The 14,919-nt window shown below is 65.9% G+C and carries 11 protein-coding genes and 2 pseudogenes; 8 read left to right on the forward strand and 5 right to left on the reverse strand.

Annotated elements, in window-relative coordinates; genetic code table 11:
* Nucleotides 1-541: 541 nt before the first annotated feature.
* From OL599_RS09095 to OL599_RS09100, 3 genes and pseudogenes are all read right to left on the reverse strand, one after another.
* Nucleotides 542-1,012, reverse strand: a complete 471-nt coding sequence (locus OL599_RS09095) for a recombinase family protein (RefSeq protein WP_408886926.1) — start codon at nt 1,010-1,012, stop codon at nt 542-544.
* Between the two features lie 127 nt (nt 1,013-1,139).
* Nucleotides 1,140-1,631, reverse strand: a pseudogene (locus tag OL599_RS26145) (hypothetical protein); the annotation flags it as partial.
* A gap of 454 nt (nt 1,632-2,085) precedes the next feature.
* A pseudogene (locus OL599_RS09100) lies at nt 2,086-3,198 on the reverse strand (IS3 family transposase).
* Nucleotides 3,199-3,488: 290 nt separating this feature from the next.
* On the opposite strand from OL599_RS09100, the gene OL599_RS09105 reads away from it, so the two are divergent.
* The 7 genes from OL599_RS09105 to OL599_RS09135 all read left to right on the forward strand — a co-directional run bounded on the left by OL599_RS09105 (nt 3,489) and on the right by OL599_RS09135 (nt 12,301).
* A complete protein-coding gene (locus OL599_RS09105; protein ID WP_264713392.1) occupies nt 3,489-4,988 on the forward strand; it encodes an ABC transporter substrate-binding protein in 1,500 nt (499 codons plus the stop codon).
* Nucleotides 4,989-5,177: 189 nt separating this feature from the next.
* Nucleotides 5,178-7,001, forward strand: a complete 1,824-nt coding sequence (locus tag OL599_RS09110; RefSeq protein WP_264713393.1) for a hypothetical protein — start codon at nt 5,178-5,180, stop codon at nt 6,999-7,001.
* The gene (locus OL599_RS09115; RefSeq protein WP_264713395.1) at nt 6,998-7,870 is read left to right on the forward strand and encodes a hypothetical protein; all 873 of its coding nucleotides are present in this window, start codon (nt 6,998-7,000) and stop codon (nt 7,868-7,870) included. The genes OL599_RS09110 and OL599_RS09115 overlap by 4 nt, the downstream gene beginning before the upstream one ends.
* Nucleotides 7,871-7,880: 10 nt before the next feature.
* Nucleotides 7,881-8,870 carry an alpha/beta hydrolase gene (locus tag OL599_RS09120; protein ID WP_264713396.1) on the forward strand — a complete coding sequence of 330 codons (990 nt, stop codon included), beginning with the start codon at nt 7,881-7,883 and terminating at the stop codon, nt 8,868-8,870.
* A complete protein-coding gene (locus tag OL599_RS09125; RefSeq protein WP_264713398.1) occupies nt 8,867-9,805 on the forward strand; it encodes an ABC transporter permease in 939 nt (312 codons plus the stop codon). Before OL599_RS09120 ends, OL599_RS09125 begins: the two co-directional genes overlap by 4 nt.
* Nucleotides 9,806-9,843: 38 nt before the next feature.
* The gene (locus OL599_RS09130; RefSeq protein ID WP_264713399.1) at nt 9,844-11,385 is read left to right on the forward strand and encodes an ABC transporter substrate-binding protein; all 1,542 of its coding nucleotides are present in this window, start codon (nt 9,844-9,846) and stop codon (nt 11,383-11,385) included.
* Nucleotides 11,386-11,599: 214 nt separating this feature from the next.
* The gene (locus OL599_RS09135; RefSeq protein ID WP_264713400.1) at nt 11,600-12,301 is read left to right on the forward strand and encodes a GntR family transcriptional regulator; all 702 of its coding nucleotides are present in this window, start codon (nt 11,600-11,602) and stop codon (nt 12,299-12,301) included.
* 27 nt (nt 12,302-12,328) lie between these two features.
* On the opposite strand, the gene OL599_RS09140 is transcribed toward OL599_RS09135, so the two are convergent.
* Together OL599_RS09140 and OL599_RS09145 are read right to left on the reverse strand one after the other, a co-directional pair.
* Nucleotides 12,329-12,931, reverse strand: coding sequence for an amino acid synthesis family protein (locus OL599_RS09140; protein ID WP_264713401.1), 603 nt, complete (start codon nt 12,929-12,931; stop codon nt 12,329-12,331).
* A gap of 70 nt (nt 12,932-13,001) precedes the next feature.
* On the reverse strand, nt 13,002-13,805 hold the full coding sequence (locus tag OL599_RS09145) for an alpha/beta fold hydrolase (protein ID WP_347403195.1): 804 nt from the start codon (nt 13,803-13,805) through the stop codon (nt 13,002-13,004).
* Between OL599_RS09145 and OL599_RS09150 the strand changes: the two genes are divergently transcribed.
* Entirely contained in the window at nt 13,796-14,851 is a 1,056-nt protein-coding gene (locus OL599_RS09150) for an aldo/keto reductase (RefSeq protein WP_264713402.1), read from the forward strand. The genes OL599_RS09145 and OL599_RS09150 overlap by 10 nt on opposite strands.
* The last annotated feature ends 68 nt before the right edge of the window (nt 14,852-14,919 follow it).

Below are 14,919 nucleotides of genomic sequence, written 5' to 3' on the forward strand. Positions count from 1 at the left end.
GATCGGAGCGCAGGTGGGGATCGCCTGACACCTTGACGAGCACATCCTCCAAACATAGCGCAAAACCGCGCGGGCGCTCGCGCATGTCAGTCCCCGTGACGATCGCCATGGATTGGTAGTGCGACGGGTCTTCCTGAGCCGTGGCTGGTTCCGTCTGCGGCAAGGCGGCGAGGATTGCTGCCGCTGCGACACAGCGAGCGCCAGCCGACGCGGATCTGATGGGTGTGAAGGACATCGCGGGTCACATGCTCGGTGCCAATGAGGCTTGCTGTCGGCCTTCCACTTGGCTGTGGGGCTGCCGAAGTTCCAGACATCGCCCGGTATGCATCCCCGGAGAGCCGGACATAGTGAGGTGGCCCCGAAAAGGCTCCTGGTGCGATTAGCACACACGACCAAACGCGTCCTATTGAGCCTCAATGACCCTACGCCTCAAGCGCGGCGTCCCATGACTGCGCACCCAGTCCGAATATAATACGCTGATATTCATGACAAATTCGGCTAGAGGTCCAGGAAAATCCGATTGCATCCGGGAAATCTGGGATTAGAGCGTTAAGCCGCGCCTCGGATCATCAGGTTCCGTACGGTCGTCGCGTGCCAGTCGCCGCCCCGCGCGGTGCGGATGCCTCTGAGGTTGAACGCCTCTGCCAGTGCGCGAAAACCCCTTCACGCCGACCGCCTCCCGCTCCCGGATGATTGGCAGCACGTTCGCTGCGAAGGCGTCGGCCACAGCCCGATTGGCGCTGGCTTCAGCGAGATTGGTTCGGTTGCCTAGTCTGGCCCCCTGCGCCTTCTTTGCGGCAACGGCAACGGCAACGGCAACGGCAACGGCAACGGCGACGCGCATGCGCTCGGCGATCAAGGCACGCTCCTTCTGCGCCAGCTCAGCGTAGATGTGCAGCATGAACGGGTCGGCATTTGCACCCAGCTCGGCGACAATGAAGGGCACGCGCTGCGCCATCAGGCCGGAGATGAAAGCCACGTCGCGGGAGAGACGGTCCAGCTTGGCCACCACTACGGCAGCCTTTGCCTTGCGGGCCTGTGCCAGGGCGTCGCGCAGCTTTGGGCGGCGGTCCAGCGCGTCGCACCCCTTGCCGGTCTACCTCGACAAACCCGGTCAGCAGATCCAGCCCCTCGGCCGCGATGAACCGCGCCACCGCCTCGCGCTGCGCTTCGATCCCTAGGCCGGACTTACCTTGCCGATCGGTCGAAACCCGGATGTAGGCGACAACCTGACGCATCGTGGCATCCCCCGCCGTGTATAAAGGCCATATGCTTATATTGTCCTTGACCAAACTGACGGTCAGGGGAGGGGACAGATAGATGCCTGCCAGCCCCCGGGTGATTCTGCCGCCCGAGCCGGCCGGAGACATGGCGAGCAGCTCGCGCCAGAAATTCGATCCCGGGCGCCCCGCCGTCGGTCCCCGGCTAGCCAGATCAGCACGGTGTTGATGCTGGAGCCGGCGCGGTCGTCCGTAATCGCCTCGTCCGCAGCCGCGCCTCCAGGCCGCGCCCTTGAGTCCGACGGAGACGGGGACTAGGCGATCGCCGGTGCTGCGCGACTCGGTCGAAGACGTCGGAGCGCACCAAGAAGCGCTCTTCGCGGAAAGGTTCGCCCCCCGAGTCGCCCGCATCGTCAGGGCGTGCGCGGACCCCCGACATCTCGCTCAGACTGCCGTCGCAAGCGCACGCGGAAGCATGTATTTCGTATCTTGTGCACGCTGACACCGACGCTCTCCTCGTCTCATTTGCCGACAAGGTTCAAAACGCCGGCGCCATCGCCACTGACCTGCGAGCCTCGGCGCAGCTGGCTCTCTACCAGGTCCGGCGCAACCGCGTGAGCCGAGCCCTGCAATATGGTGTCCGCGTGGCCGACGGTCAGCAACTCGCCCGAAGCGGAGGCAACTGTCGGTGGTTTCGCGTCCCCGCAACCAACGTTCCCATCACTCCACCAGAACGGCCGTTCTCCATATGGAGAGCGGCTGTTCGCGTTTGGCTGCCATCCGGCGGATCAGGCAGATAGACGAACGCGGCCAGGTCGCCGCGCAACTCCACGCGCACTTCACCGCAAGCCTCGCCCGCCCTCGTTCATAACCAGAGTCCGTTCTGGTTGCGGTCCGTCCTGGACCGGGCTGCGAATTCGTTGGGGTCAGCCCGCGCAGGCTGGTGTGTGGGCGGTGGGCGTTGTAGGCGGCGCGCCATAAGCTTCGATGATCCGCCGGGCCGCGGGCAAGCCCGCAAACACGTGCTCGTTGAGGCGTTCGTCCCGCAGACGGCCGATCAGGCTTTCGGCAAAGGCGTTCTGCACCGGCTTGCCGGGCGCGATGTAGTGCCAGCCGACGCCGCGATCCTGCTGCCAGCCCAGCACCGCGTGCGAGGTCAGCTCGGTGCCGCTGTCGCTCACCACCAGCAACGGCGCGCCACGGAGTTCAATGATGCGATCAAGCTCGCGGACCACGCGATGGCCGCTCAGCGACGTGTCCACCACCAGCGCCAGGCACTCGCGGGTGAAGTCGTCCACCACGACCAGCACGCGGAACCGGCGGCCGTCAGCCAGCACGTCGGAGACGAACTCCAGGCTCCAGCGCTGGTTCGGTCCTTGCGGCAACGTCATCAGCGCCCGCGTCCCGAGCGCACGCCTGCGACCACCGCGGCGTCGCACCGTCAGCCGCTTCTCGCGATAGAGCCGGAACAGCTTCTTGTGGTTGAGGCGGATGCCCTCTCGCCGCAGCAGGATACGCAGGCGACGATATCCGAACCGGCGTCGCTCGGCCGCCAGCGTCCGCAGCCGGGCCCGCATGTCCGCGTCGTCGCCGTGGCGCGAGACGTGACGGAACACCTTTTGCGCCATGCCGATCAGCGCGCAGGCGTGGCGCTGCGAGTAGCCCTTCTCCCCGATCCCCCAGGTCACGGCTTTCCTCCGCGAGCCGGGCGTCAGAAGTTTTTCCCAAGCGCCTCCTTCAGCGCCGCCACGTCCAACATCGATTCCGCCAGCAGCTTCTTCGGCTTGCGGTTCTCTTCCTCCAAAGCCTTCAGCCGCTTGGCGTCGGATACCTCCATGCTGCCATACTTCGACCATCACGCGTAGAATGTCGCGCCGCTGATCCCCTGCTTGCGGCACAGCTTTGCCACCGGCGGGCCGGCCTGGTGCTCCTTCAGCACCCCAATGATCTGCTTCTCATTGAACCGACTCTTCCTCATCTTCCGTCTCCTTCGGAGAACGGATTCTAGCGCAGATCGGGGACAACGCCGGGGGCAACGTCATTATCCACGTGTCCGAATTCCAGGGACCACCTCACAGAGGGACACGCTGCCCGGGCAACCGATAATACGCGAATAGACGAATGACGCCCGTCGCGTCGCTTACGCTCCTTGCGCCGTTTTGGCATACCATCTTATCGTATTCCGACATCAACTGGGGCATGCACTCCCCAGGGGGAACAGGGAGTTAAAAGATGCCGCCGATCCGCGGACGGATTGTATTGGCCGCCATGGCCGTGATTGCTGCATTGGCGAGTCCGGCCGCGGCGCAGGGGGACAAGCCTCAGTATGGTGGCACCCTGACGGTGGCTTTCTCGTCGGACACGAAGACGCTCGATCCGACGTTTTCGATCAACTTTTCCGAACGCCAGCCCCTCTACCTCATCTACAACACGCTGCTCGCCCTGAAGCCGGACTTCTCCGTCGCGCCGGAACTGGCGGAGCGCTGGGAGATCCTGGACAACGGGCAGCGCGTCGTCCTGCATCTGCGCAAGGGCGTGAAATTCCACGACGGCACGGACTTCAACGCCGCGGCGGTGAAATTCAACCTCGACCGGCGCATGGACGAAAAGCTCAATTCGCCGCAGCGCGGGCAGTTGAAGGACATCATCGACAGCGTCGAGGTCACCGATCCCTATACGGCCACATTGAAGCTGAAGGGGGCTTCGCCCAGTCTCCTCGGCATGCTGGCGCAGCGCGAGGGCTTCATGGTCTCGCCGGCGGCAGCCGAGAAATACGGCAAGGATCTCGCCACCAATCCCGTCGGCACGGGGCCCTTCATCTTCAAGGAATGGGTGCCCGGCAACCGGCTCGTGGTCGAGAAGAATCCGGCCTATTGGGAGAAGGGCAAGCCGTATCTCGACCGCATCGTCTTCAGCGAGATCACGACCACGGCGGTGGCGATCCAGCGTCTCCTGACGGGGGAGGCCGACTATGCTTCCGCCCTGTCGCCGATCGACGTGCGCCAGATCGAGAACCGCAAGGGCATCCGGCTCGACCCGAGCGCGGTCGGCCGTTGGTATGCGTTGCAGTGGCAGGTGGACAAGCCGCCCTTCAACAATCTCAAGCTGCGCCAGGCGATCGCCCATTCCATCGATCGCAAGCGCATCGTCGATATCGTGATGAGCGGCCGTGCCGCCATTTCGAACGGCCCGACGCCGGCGGCCTTGTGGTGGGCCGATCCGGCCCTGAAGCCCTATGACTACGACCCTGCCAAGGCGAAGGCGCTGCTCGCCGAAGCCGGCCATCCCAACGGGATCGAACTCAGCCTGGCGACCCCGCAGATCGCCCTGCTGCAGCAGGTCAACCAGCTGGTGCAGGAGCAACTGAAGCCGGCCGGCATCGCCGTGAAGCTCGATCCGGTGGCGCAGAGCGACTGGTATCCGCGCGTCGTCCAGCTCGCCATCAACTTCACGCCCATGCGCTGGTCGCACCGGCCTGACCCGGACGGCCTCATGACGCTGCTGTTCCACAGCAAGGGCGCCGGCAATTCGACGCGTTACAGCAACCCCGAAGTGGACAGCCTCATCGATCGCGCCCGCGCCGTGACGGACCAGGGCGAGCGACAGAAGCTCTACCGCAAGGCGCAGGAGATCATCATGCAGGATCTTCCTTATGTGCCCCTGTTCTTCTCGCTCGAATTCGCGGCGATGCGCGACGACGTGAAGAACCATGTCTGGGTCGCGGACGAGATTCCGCGTCTGCGCGACCTGTGGAAGGCAAAGCCCTGACGGACTGCTGCTCGAGGCGGGCGCCCTGCGAGGGGGCGCCCGCCTCATGCTCAAGCGCGCTACTGCCCTTCGGCCTCGATCGAGCCGCGGCCTATGGCGCCGCCAGTTCGTATCGGGCGCCGGTGCACCTCCGGCACGGCGTGTGGGTCCTGGGAATTGTGTCGCGCCTCACTGGCGTCGCGTCTCGTTGTGGTATACCGTAAGACAGCGGACAAAGAAGAGCGCGCGAGGCACGGTTCGATGCAGCTACCCGACTATCTCGATACGGTTCTCTCCACCTTTGCCGATGCGCCTGGGCGGGAAGCGGTCTTCCGCTGGTTGCGGCGGCCCGAGGACTGCATGACGGCGCTGAGCCTCAGCACGATGAAGGCGACGCGGCTGAGCTTCGCGCCCCTCCTTGCCCGGCGCATCATCCAGGAACGCTGGAGGATCACGCGTGTGCGCTTTCATTGCGACAGCGAGGGCGAGGGGCACGGTGTCTACAGGATCGATGCCGGCGGGCATGTTCTGACCTATATCGCGCGGTGTTTCCGCTGGGACGGCATCGAAAAGGCCGGCCGGCGCTCGGACGGAGCCAGTCGCGACATGTTCGGCGCCATCTTCCTCGGCGTGCCGGACGAGGCGCGCATCGCCAGGGAGTTCGCGACCTTCGACCTGCGCGACGTCGACAGCATGCGCACCAATTCCGACGTGACGGGCTGGACCCCGGCCAGCCGAAGCGCGCGCTTCTTCGATCATGTGGTGGATTCGCTGGCGGCCGGCCGCCAGCCCGATCCCGGCATTCTTGGCAGCGGCACCGGCTATCTGCTGCGCAACGGCGGCTATCTCGGCAGTGGCCGCCAGGGCTCCCTGTCCTTCGAGGGCATTCCCGAGGACCATCCCTTCCACCATCCCTTCTTCGCCGACCTGTTCGGGCTTTTCCTGATACGGCAGGTGTCCATCGATCTCGTCAACGGGATCGCGGCGGCGCGCAGCCCTCATGCGGTCAAGCTCGCCCCGGAGATCGCCCGCTATATCGGCGTCGGGAATTCGTCGGGGCAGGGCATGTGCGTGGCCCTGCAGCGCTGGCCGGAATGGGTTTCGACCTGGCTCACCGTGCGCGAGCTGGCACTGGCGTACGCGAAATCGCAGCCGGCGAACGCCGATCCGGCGCGGGCGGAACGCTTGTCGCGGCTGCTTGCGCGCGCGAGCGCCTATTACGCCTCGATCGAGCTGCAGTGCGAGGATTACGTCGTGCCGACCGACGTCCTGGCCACGAATCTCGAGGTGCTTCGATCGTGGGTCGCGCAGGCGGCGCACAGTCAGGCGCCATGGGGGGAACTGGCCGAACGGGCGGCGGCGGCGTTCGACATGGAGACGGTCGAGCAACTGAATTCCCTCCTCATCGAAACCTATCCGGAGTTCGCCGACGCGCTGGCGCCCTATATTCCCCTCGGCGCCCGGCGGAACCGCGACCTCGTTGCGGACATGCGCGTCGGCGCGCTCAAGGCCTTGCTGCGTACACGCTATGATTGGGCGCTCACGTACGACATGCGACCGTCGAAGACGCGCCAGCACTTCTGGTACCACTCGATCGACAATGGTGAGCAGCGGCGCGGCGAGCGGATCATCGATCCGCACGAGGAGTTCGAGTCCTTCATCGACCACATCGGGCTGATCCAGCGGCTGTCCTGTGTTCTCGCCTCCTATGAGGATGACGCGCCGGTGGCGGAGGTGGTCGCCGATGTGCCGGAGCTCGCTTATGGCGTCGCGCGGGTGCAGTACCTGTCGGGGCTTCCTTATGCGGAGATCCGCGACAACCTGTTGCATCGCGACTTCCTGCCGGCGCATCTGATCCGCTTCTTTCTCGGGGTCCTCGGCATCGAGTGCACCAGCCCGCTCAGCATCCGCTACGTTCGTGGCGTGTTCTTCCAGGGGATGCCTCTGCCCGAAGAGATTGCTCTGGGCGCCAGCGAGGACTGGATCTTTCCCATGCAGCCGCAGGCCACTCCGCTCGAAGGAGCGGTCGCATGACGACCACGACCACTGTCGCGGCTTTCTCCGAAATCATCCGGGTCGGCGGCTGGTCGCTGCGGGGCATCGGGTATCCGTTCGGCATTGCCGAGCGGGCGATCAGAATCCTCGCCTGGGCCGAGGCCGTGCACGGCGGGACAGTGCGGACGTTGCGCGTGGCGGAAACCGCCATTGCCGAGGCCACCACGCGGCCGCGGCTCCTGCGCCAGCGCGACAGTCTGGCGGGCTGGCGCCTCGATGGCCAGGGCAAGCACCTCATGGAGGCAGGCCCGCCCGCCGTCGATCTTCTGACGAGCGATGCGCGCGAGCACGGCTTCGGCCATGTTGTCCTCGCGAATACCATCGGCAGCGGTCTTGTCGCGGCGCTCGCGGATCTGGCGGCGCGGCGGGGCCTGGCGTGTTTCGCGGCCTATCGCGCGGCCGAGGGTGACGTATTGCCCGATGGCGTTGCCCGCGCCGGCTGGCTCATCGCCGTTCCGGCATCGGGCGGTGCGGTTTTTGCCCTCGGCGCAATCGAGGCCGGCGCCGATGCCGTCCTGCAGACGATCCGCTCCGTCTGGCCGATGCTCTCCGAGGCCGGGGAGCGGTTGATCCATGCAGACGTGGCCCAGAGCCTCGATGGTGGTGCCGGGTCCTATATCGGCCTGGCTGCCCTGCCTGCGGATGCCGGCATGGCGGATCGTCTGAAGGCGGGCGATGCCGGTGGCAGCTTGACGCTCGTCGATTACGCGCAACGGCTCGTCGAGGGCTACCGATCGGGCCTGGTCATGGACATGGCCGATCTCCTTCATCTTTACGCTCTGGAGCGGCTGACCTGGGCCCCCACCTCCGAAAGGTCCCGCTCGCAGGCCGGATATGGACGATTCTAGGAAAAACGCCATGCAGAAGCCGGAGTTCGACGTTCATCCCGACATGCACGAGCTCCTGGCGGCGAAAAAGGCGCTGCCGCAGACGCAGGAGCAGGACGGTCAGCGGGCGGGCTGGGCTGCCTATGCGGCATCGATGCAGCGCGATTATCCCGCCGGCATGTCGGTGCGCGACACGTCGTTCGTCTGTCCGGGGGCGGGCCGCGACGGCACCATTGCGGTCCGCATCTATCGTCCCGCCGATGCCCCGGCCTGTTCGCCATGCGTCGTCTATCTGCACGGCGGGGCCTTCATCAAGGGCAGCCTCGACAGCGGCGATCCCATCGCCTGGGGCGTCGCCGATCATGTCGGCTGCGTCGTCATCGGCATCGACTACCGGCTGGCACCGGAACATCCCTTTCCGGCGGGCGTGGAGGATTGCTACGCCGTCGTCCGCCATGTCGCGGAGAACGGGGCGGCCTACGGCATCGACCCATCGCGACTGGCCGTGTGGGGCGACAGCGCCGGCGGCAACATGGCAGCCGCCGTCTGCCTCATGGCCCGCGACCGTGGCGGCCCGGCGATTCTGGCGCAGGCCCTCAACTATGCATGCCTGACGGACGATCTGAGCGCCGAGGCCTATCGCCATTACGCCGAAGCGCCTGTGACAACCGCCTCCATCGACCGCGCCTGGAGCCTTTATCTCGGCGACCGCAGGCCGACATCCGACCCCTATGCCGCGCCGCTGAAAGCGCAGGATCTCGCGAACCTGCCGCCGGCGCATGTGCATCTGGCTGAGATCGACTGTCTCGCCGACGACAGCCGCCAATATGCCTGGCGCCTGACTGCCGCGGGCAACCGTGCCGTGCTGCGGACGGCGCCGCGGATGATCCACGGCTATCTCAGGGCACGCTTTTCCGGCCCCGTGGCGGCCGAGGAATTCGCCGCACCCTGCCAGTTCCTGCGCGATATTCTGTTCCAGGGCCTGCCGCCCGGGAACGCCCGATCCGAGGGCGCCGCATGATCGCTGTCGTGGCGCGCCGGCTCCTCTGGGCAATCCCGAGCGCAATCCTCATCACGGCGTTGCTCTTCTTCAGCGTGGCCGGGCTTCTCGGAAGTCCGGCCGCCCTCATGCTGGGACAGGACGCGACGCCCCAGAGCATCGCGGAACTCAATGCACGGCTGGGGTTCGACCGCCCGCTGCTGACGCAATATGCCGACTGGATGAGCGGCGCGCTGGTCGGCGATTTCGGGCGCTCGTATTCGACGCATCAGACCGCCGCCGCCGCGATCCTGCCCCGCCTGCCGGTGACGCTCGAACTGGGCATCCTGGCCATCGGTCTCGCCGGTGTGACGGCGGTGGTCATCAACAGCATCACCGCAGGACGTACGGTCGTCCGGCCGGTCGCCACGGCGCTGGCGGTCGCCGGCATCACCCTGCCGAATTTCGCGCTCGGCCTCAGCCTGATCTTTCTGTTCTCGGTCAAGCTCGGCTGGCTGCCCTCGATCGGCTGGGCGCCATGGTCGGAGGGGCTGTGGACCCACCTCAAACATATCCTTCTGCCGGTGCTGACGCTCTCGGCCTATTACTATGGCTCCTTCACGCTGGTCTATCGGGCGGAATACGACGCCGTCAGCCGGCGCCTGTTCGTGCGGGTGGCCAAGGCCAAGGGGTTTTCGGAGCGGCAGGTCTCGTTCCGGCACGTGCTTCCCAACGCGATCATGCCCGTGATCACCTATGTGGGCCTCAGCCTCGGCCAGCTCATGGGCGGCGCCGTCGTGACGGAATCGCTGTTTTCGATCCCGGGCATCGGCAGCCTCCTGGTCGATTCCATCCTGTCGCGCGACTACCCCGTCATGCTGGCCATCGGCATGATCACGATCGCAGCGGTCGTGATCATGAATGCCGCCGCGGATGCGCTCTATTCGGTCGCCAATCCGCAGATTCGCCTGAAGTGAAAACGAGACCCTGCCCCCTTTCCTTACTGGAGACGAGCATGCAGTTGAGGCGCGATCTGTTGAAAGCCATGGCCATGACGCCAATTTTCGGCGCGGGCCTCGCTCAGGCGCAGCCGTCCGCGGCGGACAAGCCGCAATACGGTGGTACGCTCACCGTGGCCTTGCAGAATGACGCGAAGTCGCTCGATCCCACGTTCCAGATCAATTTCTCGGAGCGGCAACCGCTTTACCTGATCTTCAATACGCTCGTCGGCCTCGCCCCGGACTTCACCATCCTGCCGGAGCTGGCGGAACGCTGGGAGACGAGCGGAGACGGGCGGCGGCTCGTCCTTCACCTGCGCGGCGGGGTGAAATTCCAGGACGGAACGCCCTTCAACGCCGGTGCGGCCAAGTGGAATCTCGACCGGCGCATGGATGCGAAGGTCAATTCGCCATCGCGGCTGCCGCTGCTCGAGCTCATCTCCTCGATCGAAGCGCCGGACGACAATACTCTTGTCCTCAATCTGAAGGGGCCGGCGCCGAGCCTGCTCGGCATGCTTGCCCAGCGCGAGGGCTTCATGATCTCGCCGCAGTCGGCCGAGAAATACGGTGACGCCGTCGGCCAGAATCCGGTGGGAACGGGTCCCTTCGTGTTCAAGGAATGGAGCCCCGGCGCCCGCATCGTGGTCGAGAAGAATCCGAATTACTGGGAGGGCGGCAAGCCCTATCTCGATCGGATCGTCTTCGTCCTCACGTCCAACTCGGCCGTCGGCATTCCCCGCCTGATTACACGGGAGCTGGATTTCGTGGGCGCGCTGTCGCCGCTCGACATCCGGCCGCTCGAGAAGCAGAGCGGCATCAAGCTGGCGCAGAGTCCGGGAAGCCGCTGGCTGGCCCTGCAGATGCGCGTCGACCGCCCGCCCTTCGACAACCTGAAGCTGCGTCAGGCCATGGCCCACGCCATCGACCGCCAGCGTCTGATCAACATCGTCATGGATGGAAAAGCGACGATCGCCGACGGCTTCACGCCGCCGGGTCTTTGGTGGTTCGATCCGGCGCTGCGGTCTTATCCTTACGACCCCGCGAAGGCGAAGGCCTTGCTTGCGGAGATTGGGCCCATGCCGGGCCTCGAACTGGCGCTCTCCACCCAGCCCGTGGCACTGTACCAGCAGATCAGCCAGCTCGCGCAGGAGCAGTTGAAGGCCATCGGCCTCACCGTCAAGTTGCAGCCGGTGTCGGTGAGCGACTGGTATCCGCAGCTGATCCAGGGAGCGATCAACTTCCTGCCGATCCGCTGGACGCAGCGTCCCGACCCGGATGGGCTGTTCACCTATCTGTTCCACGGCAAATCCGCGGCCAACACCAGTCGCTACGTCAATCCCGAGGTGGACAGCCTTCTCGACAAGGCGCGCGGCCTTAGCGACCAGTCCGAGCGGGCGAGGCTGTACCGCGAGGCGCAGGCGCTGATGACGCATGATCTTCCCTACATTCCGTTGTTTTTCTCGATCGAGTTTGCCGCGATGCGCGACAATGTCCGGAATTTCACCTGGGTTGCGGACGAGATCCCGCGCTTCCGGGAGGTTTGGAAGGCGGCCCAGTAGAACGCGAAGGACCGGGTGGTCCGCGTCCTTTCGGGCACGCACTCACTTCTTGCGTGGCGCGGCCCCCGGCGTATAGGAAGGCGCGGCTGGCTGGAAGGTCCGGCTGGCTCGGACGGGCATTGCCGCAATGACGCGGCCGGCTTCACGAAGCGGAGACCGGCCGCCTGGCATTCGGGTTGGAGCGGCCGAGGCGGGCTCCGGGAGACCAAATACGATGAGTGTCGAATCCGTTCTCTGGGTCGAGCGGCAGGCGGAGCCACTGCGGGAGAAGACCCTCAAAGCCCTGCGGGAAGCGATTCTGTCGGATCATCTCAAGCCCGGCCAGCGGCTCGTCGAGCGGGACCTGTGCGAACAGACCGGGGTCAGCCGCAGCAGTATCCGCGAAGCCCTCCGCTACCTTGAATCCGAAGGCCTCGTGGAGAGCCACGGCCCGAAGGGCATGTTCGTCTCCGTGCTCACGCGCCAGCAGGCAATGGAGATCTATGAGGTGCGCGCCGCCCTCGAGGGCGAAGCCGCGCGGCACTTCGCGGAACGTGCCAGCGAAGCCGCCGTCGCGGAACTCCGGGAAGCGTTCTCCCGCGTCGAGCGGGTGGCATTGAACGATCCCGAGGCCTACGGGCGCGAGATCGACCAGTTCTTCGAGGTCCTGTTCACCGGTGCCGGCAATGCCACCGCCCATGCGCTGATGCGCTCGCTGAGGGCGCGCATCAACTTCATGCGCAACACGACCATCCGCATCGCGCCGAAGACCCGCGTGAAGGGATCGATGGCCCAGATGAAGCGCATCATCGACGCCATGGAGCGGCGCGATGGTGAGGCGGCCGCCGCCGCCTGCCGAGGCTATGTCGCGCGGTCGGCGGAATTCGCCGAGCAGCACTTCAGCAAAATGGCCAAGGACGCGCCCCAGGGCGCGTGAAGCGCCCCTGGGGCGGCCAGAAAGGCGTCAGGCGGCGGCTTTGCCGGTCTGATCGACGCCCATCTCCTTCATGTCCTCGTAGCGGTCGCCGATGCGATGGTGCGGCCGTCCGCTCGTGGACGCACCGAGGGCCACGACGATCTCGTCGGCACCCGGCGCGTCGGCGATGGCGAAGGTGGTCGTGAGGAAATGCGAGCGGGTGCCTTCGGCAGTGATGTGCTTCAGCGGGATGTCGATCGAGCAGCCCGGCCCGGCGCGCTTGTTCGTGAAGGAGAGATAGGACGTGCCTTCCACCGCCTGGCGCAGCTGGTTGCCGAAACGCAGCGTATGGATGAGGGCAGACGCATGCTCGATCTCGCCGGACGTCCCGACCACGGCCGCCTTGCCATAGGCCTCGACCTTGTCGGCGCCGCCAATGATCTCCAGGAGGCGGGGCACCAGGAATTCGCCTAGCCGCGGTGCGATCGCGTCGATCTCGGGTTTCAGGTTTTCGACAAAGCCCCGGCCCACCCAGGGGTTCTTGAGGACCGCCGCGACGGCGACCACCCGATAGGGCTTGGCCACCTTGCGCCCGCCCTCGATCAGAATGTCTTCGGCATGGGCCGTGATTTTCCGCAGCAGCTCTTCCATCATCCGCTTTCCGTCTCGATTGTTGGTGTTCTTCGCCCCGGTGGAGTCATCCGGTGGTGGGTGCCTGTCGTCAGGCGCGAGGTTCCGAAAGGAACTCCATGAGCAGCTCGCCGATCCGCCCAGGGGCTTCGATGAGGACGCTGTGCCTCAGCTCCGGCAGGATGACGAGTCGGGAATCGGCGATGCGCTCATGCAGCAGGCGCGCCATGCGCGGACTGGAGCCGATGTCGTTCTCGCCCGTCACGACCAGCGTCGGCGCCACGATCGCATCGAAGTCGAGGCCTTCGTCCGCCTCGGCAAAGACGCGGTAGGCGGCGGCGTAGGACGGGTGGTCGTTGGCCTGGAGCTGCGCGAGCCGTTGGCGGATGCGGTCGGGATTGGCCGCCTTGAAGGCGGGGGTGAACCACCGGTCCTCGGCCGCGCCGACGACCGCGGCGATGCCGTCGCGGCTTACGATATCGGCGCGCTGCAGCACGCGGGCGCGCTCCTCGGGCGTGCGGGCGGCAACGGTGCTGATGAGGGCGAGGCGCCGCACGCGATCAGGGAAACGCTGGGCGAAGTGCTGGGCGATGAGCCCGCCGAGGGAAAAGCCGACGAGATCGATTTTCGCGACGCCGGCTTCGGCGAGGAGTCCGTCGAGATCGCCGACGAAGTCGTCGATATGGCACGTCGTCATGTGGCCGGACCGGCCATGGCCTCGCAGATCGGCGCGGACCACGGTGAAGTGCTTTGCAAGGGCCGCAGCGACCTCGTCCCAGCTCTCCAGATCGGCGCCAACGCCGTGCACGAGCACCACGACCGGGCCGCTGCCCTCGGTGCGGTAGCGGAGGGAGAGGCCGTCGCTGGCCGAAAAAATCCGATCGCGTGTTTGCACTGGCCACCTCTTTCTGTCTGATGGTATACAGAACTGAAAGAGCCGCGCAAGGAGCCTCTCTGTCCATGGACTACGTTCGTTTCGGCCGCGCGAATCTGCGCATTTCGCGTCTCGGCCTCGGTGCCATGGGCTTCGGCGACCCGAAATGGCGGGCCTGGGTGCTGCCGGAGGATGATGCCCGGCCGATCATCCGCCGGGCGGTCGAAGCGGGCATCTCCTTCGTCGACACCTGCGACTTCTACTCAGGCGGCGCGAGCGAGGCCGTTCTTGGCAAGGTGTTGTGGGAGTTCGCGCGCCGCGACGAGATCGTCCTTGCCACGAAGGCCGGCAATCCCATGGGCAAGCACGCTAATGCCCGGGGATTTTCACGCAAGCATTTGTTCGCCGCCCTCGATGCCTCGCTGCAGCGGCTGAAGACCGATTACGTCGACCTGTTCCAGACCCATGTCTGGGATGCTGCGACGGATCTCGACGAACTCGTGGGGGCCTTCGGCGACATCGTCCGTTCGGGCAAGGCGCTTTACGTCGGAGCCACCACCATGCCCACCTGGAGCTTCGTGCGCTCCATCGCCCTGGCCGAGCGTTTCGGCCGCGCCGGCTTCCAGTCCATGCAGTGCGAATACAATCTCTGCCATCGCGAGGCGGAACGCGAGCTCCTGCCGTTCTGCCGGGACCAGGGCATTGCCGTCATCCCCTTCAGCCCCATGGCGCGGGGTTTCCTGTGCGCCGATCGCCGTCTGCCGGACACCGGGACCGCGCGCCATCGCAGCGACGACTACACGCTGAAGTATTATCATCGGCCCGGCGATTTCGCTGTGCTGGAAGAGGTTGCCGCCGTGGCGCGGGATCACGGCGTGTCGCCGGCGCAGATCGCCCTGGCCTGGACGCTGCATCAACCGGGGGTGACGGCACCCATCCTCGGCCCCACGTCGGTCGGGCATATCGACGATGCCATCGCCGCCATGGCACTGCGTCTCGGCACCGACGAGCTCGCCCACCTCGAGCGCGCCTATCAGCCCCGGCCACCGCGCGGCGGCGGTCATTGAGATCTGCCGTCCGGCACATCTCGCGTTCCCCGACCACATTTTGCGGATAGCCGCGGCTTGCTGAGCAG

It is taken from the genome of Limobrevibacterium gyesilva, assembly GCF_025989185.1.
In the GTDB taxonomy this organism is placed as follows: Bacteria; Pseudomonadota; Alphaproteobacteria; order Acetobacterales; family Acetobacteraceae; genus Limobrevibacterium; species Limobrevibacterium gyesilva.

Excerpts from the sequence above, each read along its gene's own strand:
- OL599_RS09105 (WP_264713392.1), top strand. The coding sequence starts at position 3,489 with ATGGCCGTGATTGCTGCATTGGCGAGTCCGGCCGCGGCGCAGGGGGAC.
- OL599_RS09115 (WP_264713395.1), top strand. The coding sequence starts at position 6,998 with ATGACGACCACGACCACTGTCGCGGCTTTCTCCGAAATCATCCGGGTC.
- OL599_RS09120 (WP_264713396.1), top strand. The coding sequence starts at position 7,881 with ATGCAGAAGCCGGAGTTCGACGTTCATCCCGACATGCACGAGCTCCTG.
- OL599_RS09125 (WP_264713398.1), top strand. The coding sequence starts at position 8,867 with ATGATCGCTGTCGTGGCGCGCCGGCTCCTCTGGGCAATCCCGAGCGCA.
- OL599_RS09130 (WP_264713399.1), top strand. The coding sequence starts at position 9,844 with ATGCAGTTGAGGCGCGATCTGTTGAAAGCCATGGCCATGACGCCAATT.
- OL599_RS09135 (WP_264713400.1), top strand. The coding sequence starts at position 11,600 with ATGAGTGTCGAATCCGTTCTCTGGGTCGAGCGGCAGGCGGAGCCACTG.
- OL599_RS09140 (WP_264713401.1), bottom strand. The coding sequence starts at position 12,931 with ATGGAAGAGCTGCTGCGGAAAATCACGGCCCATGCCGAAGACATTCTG.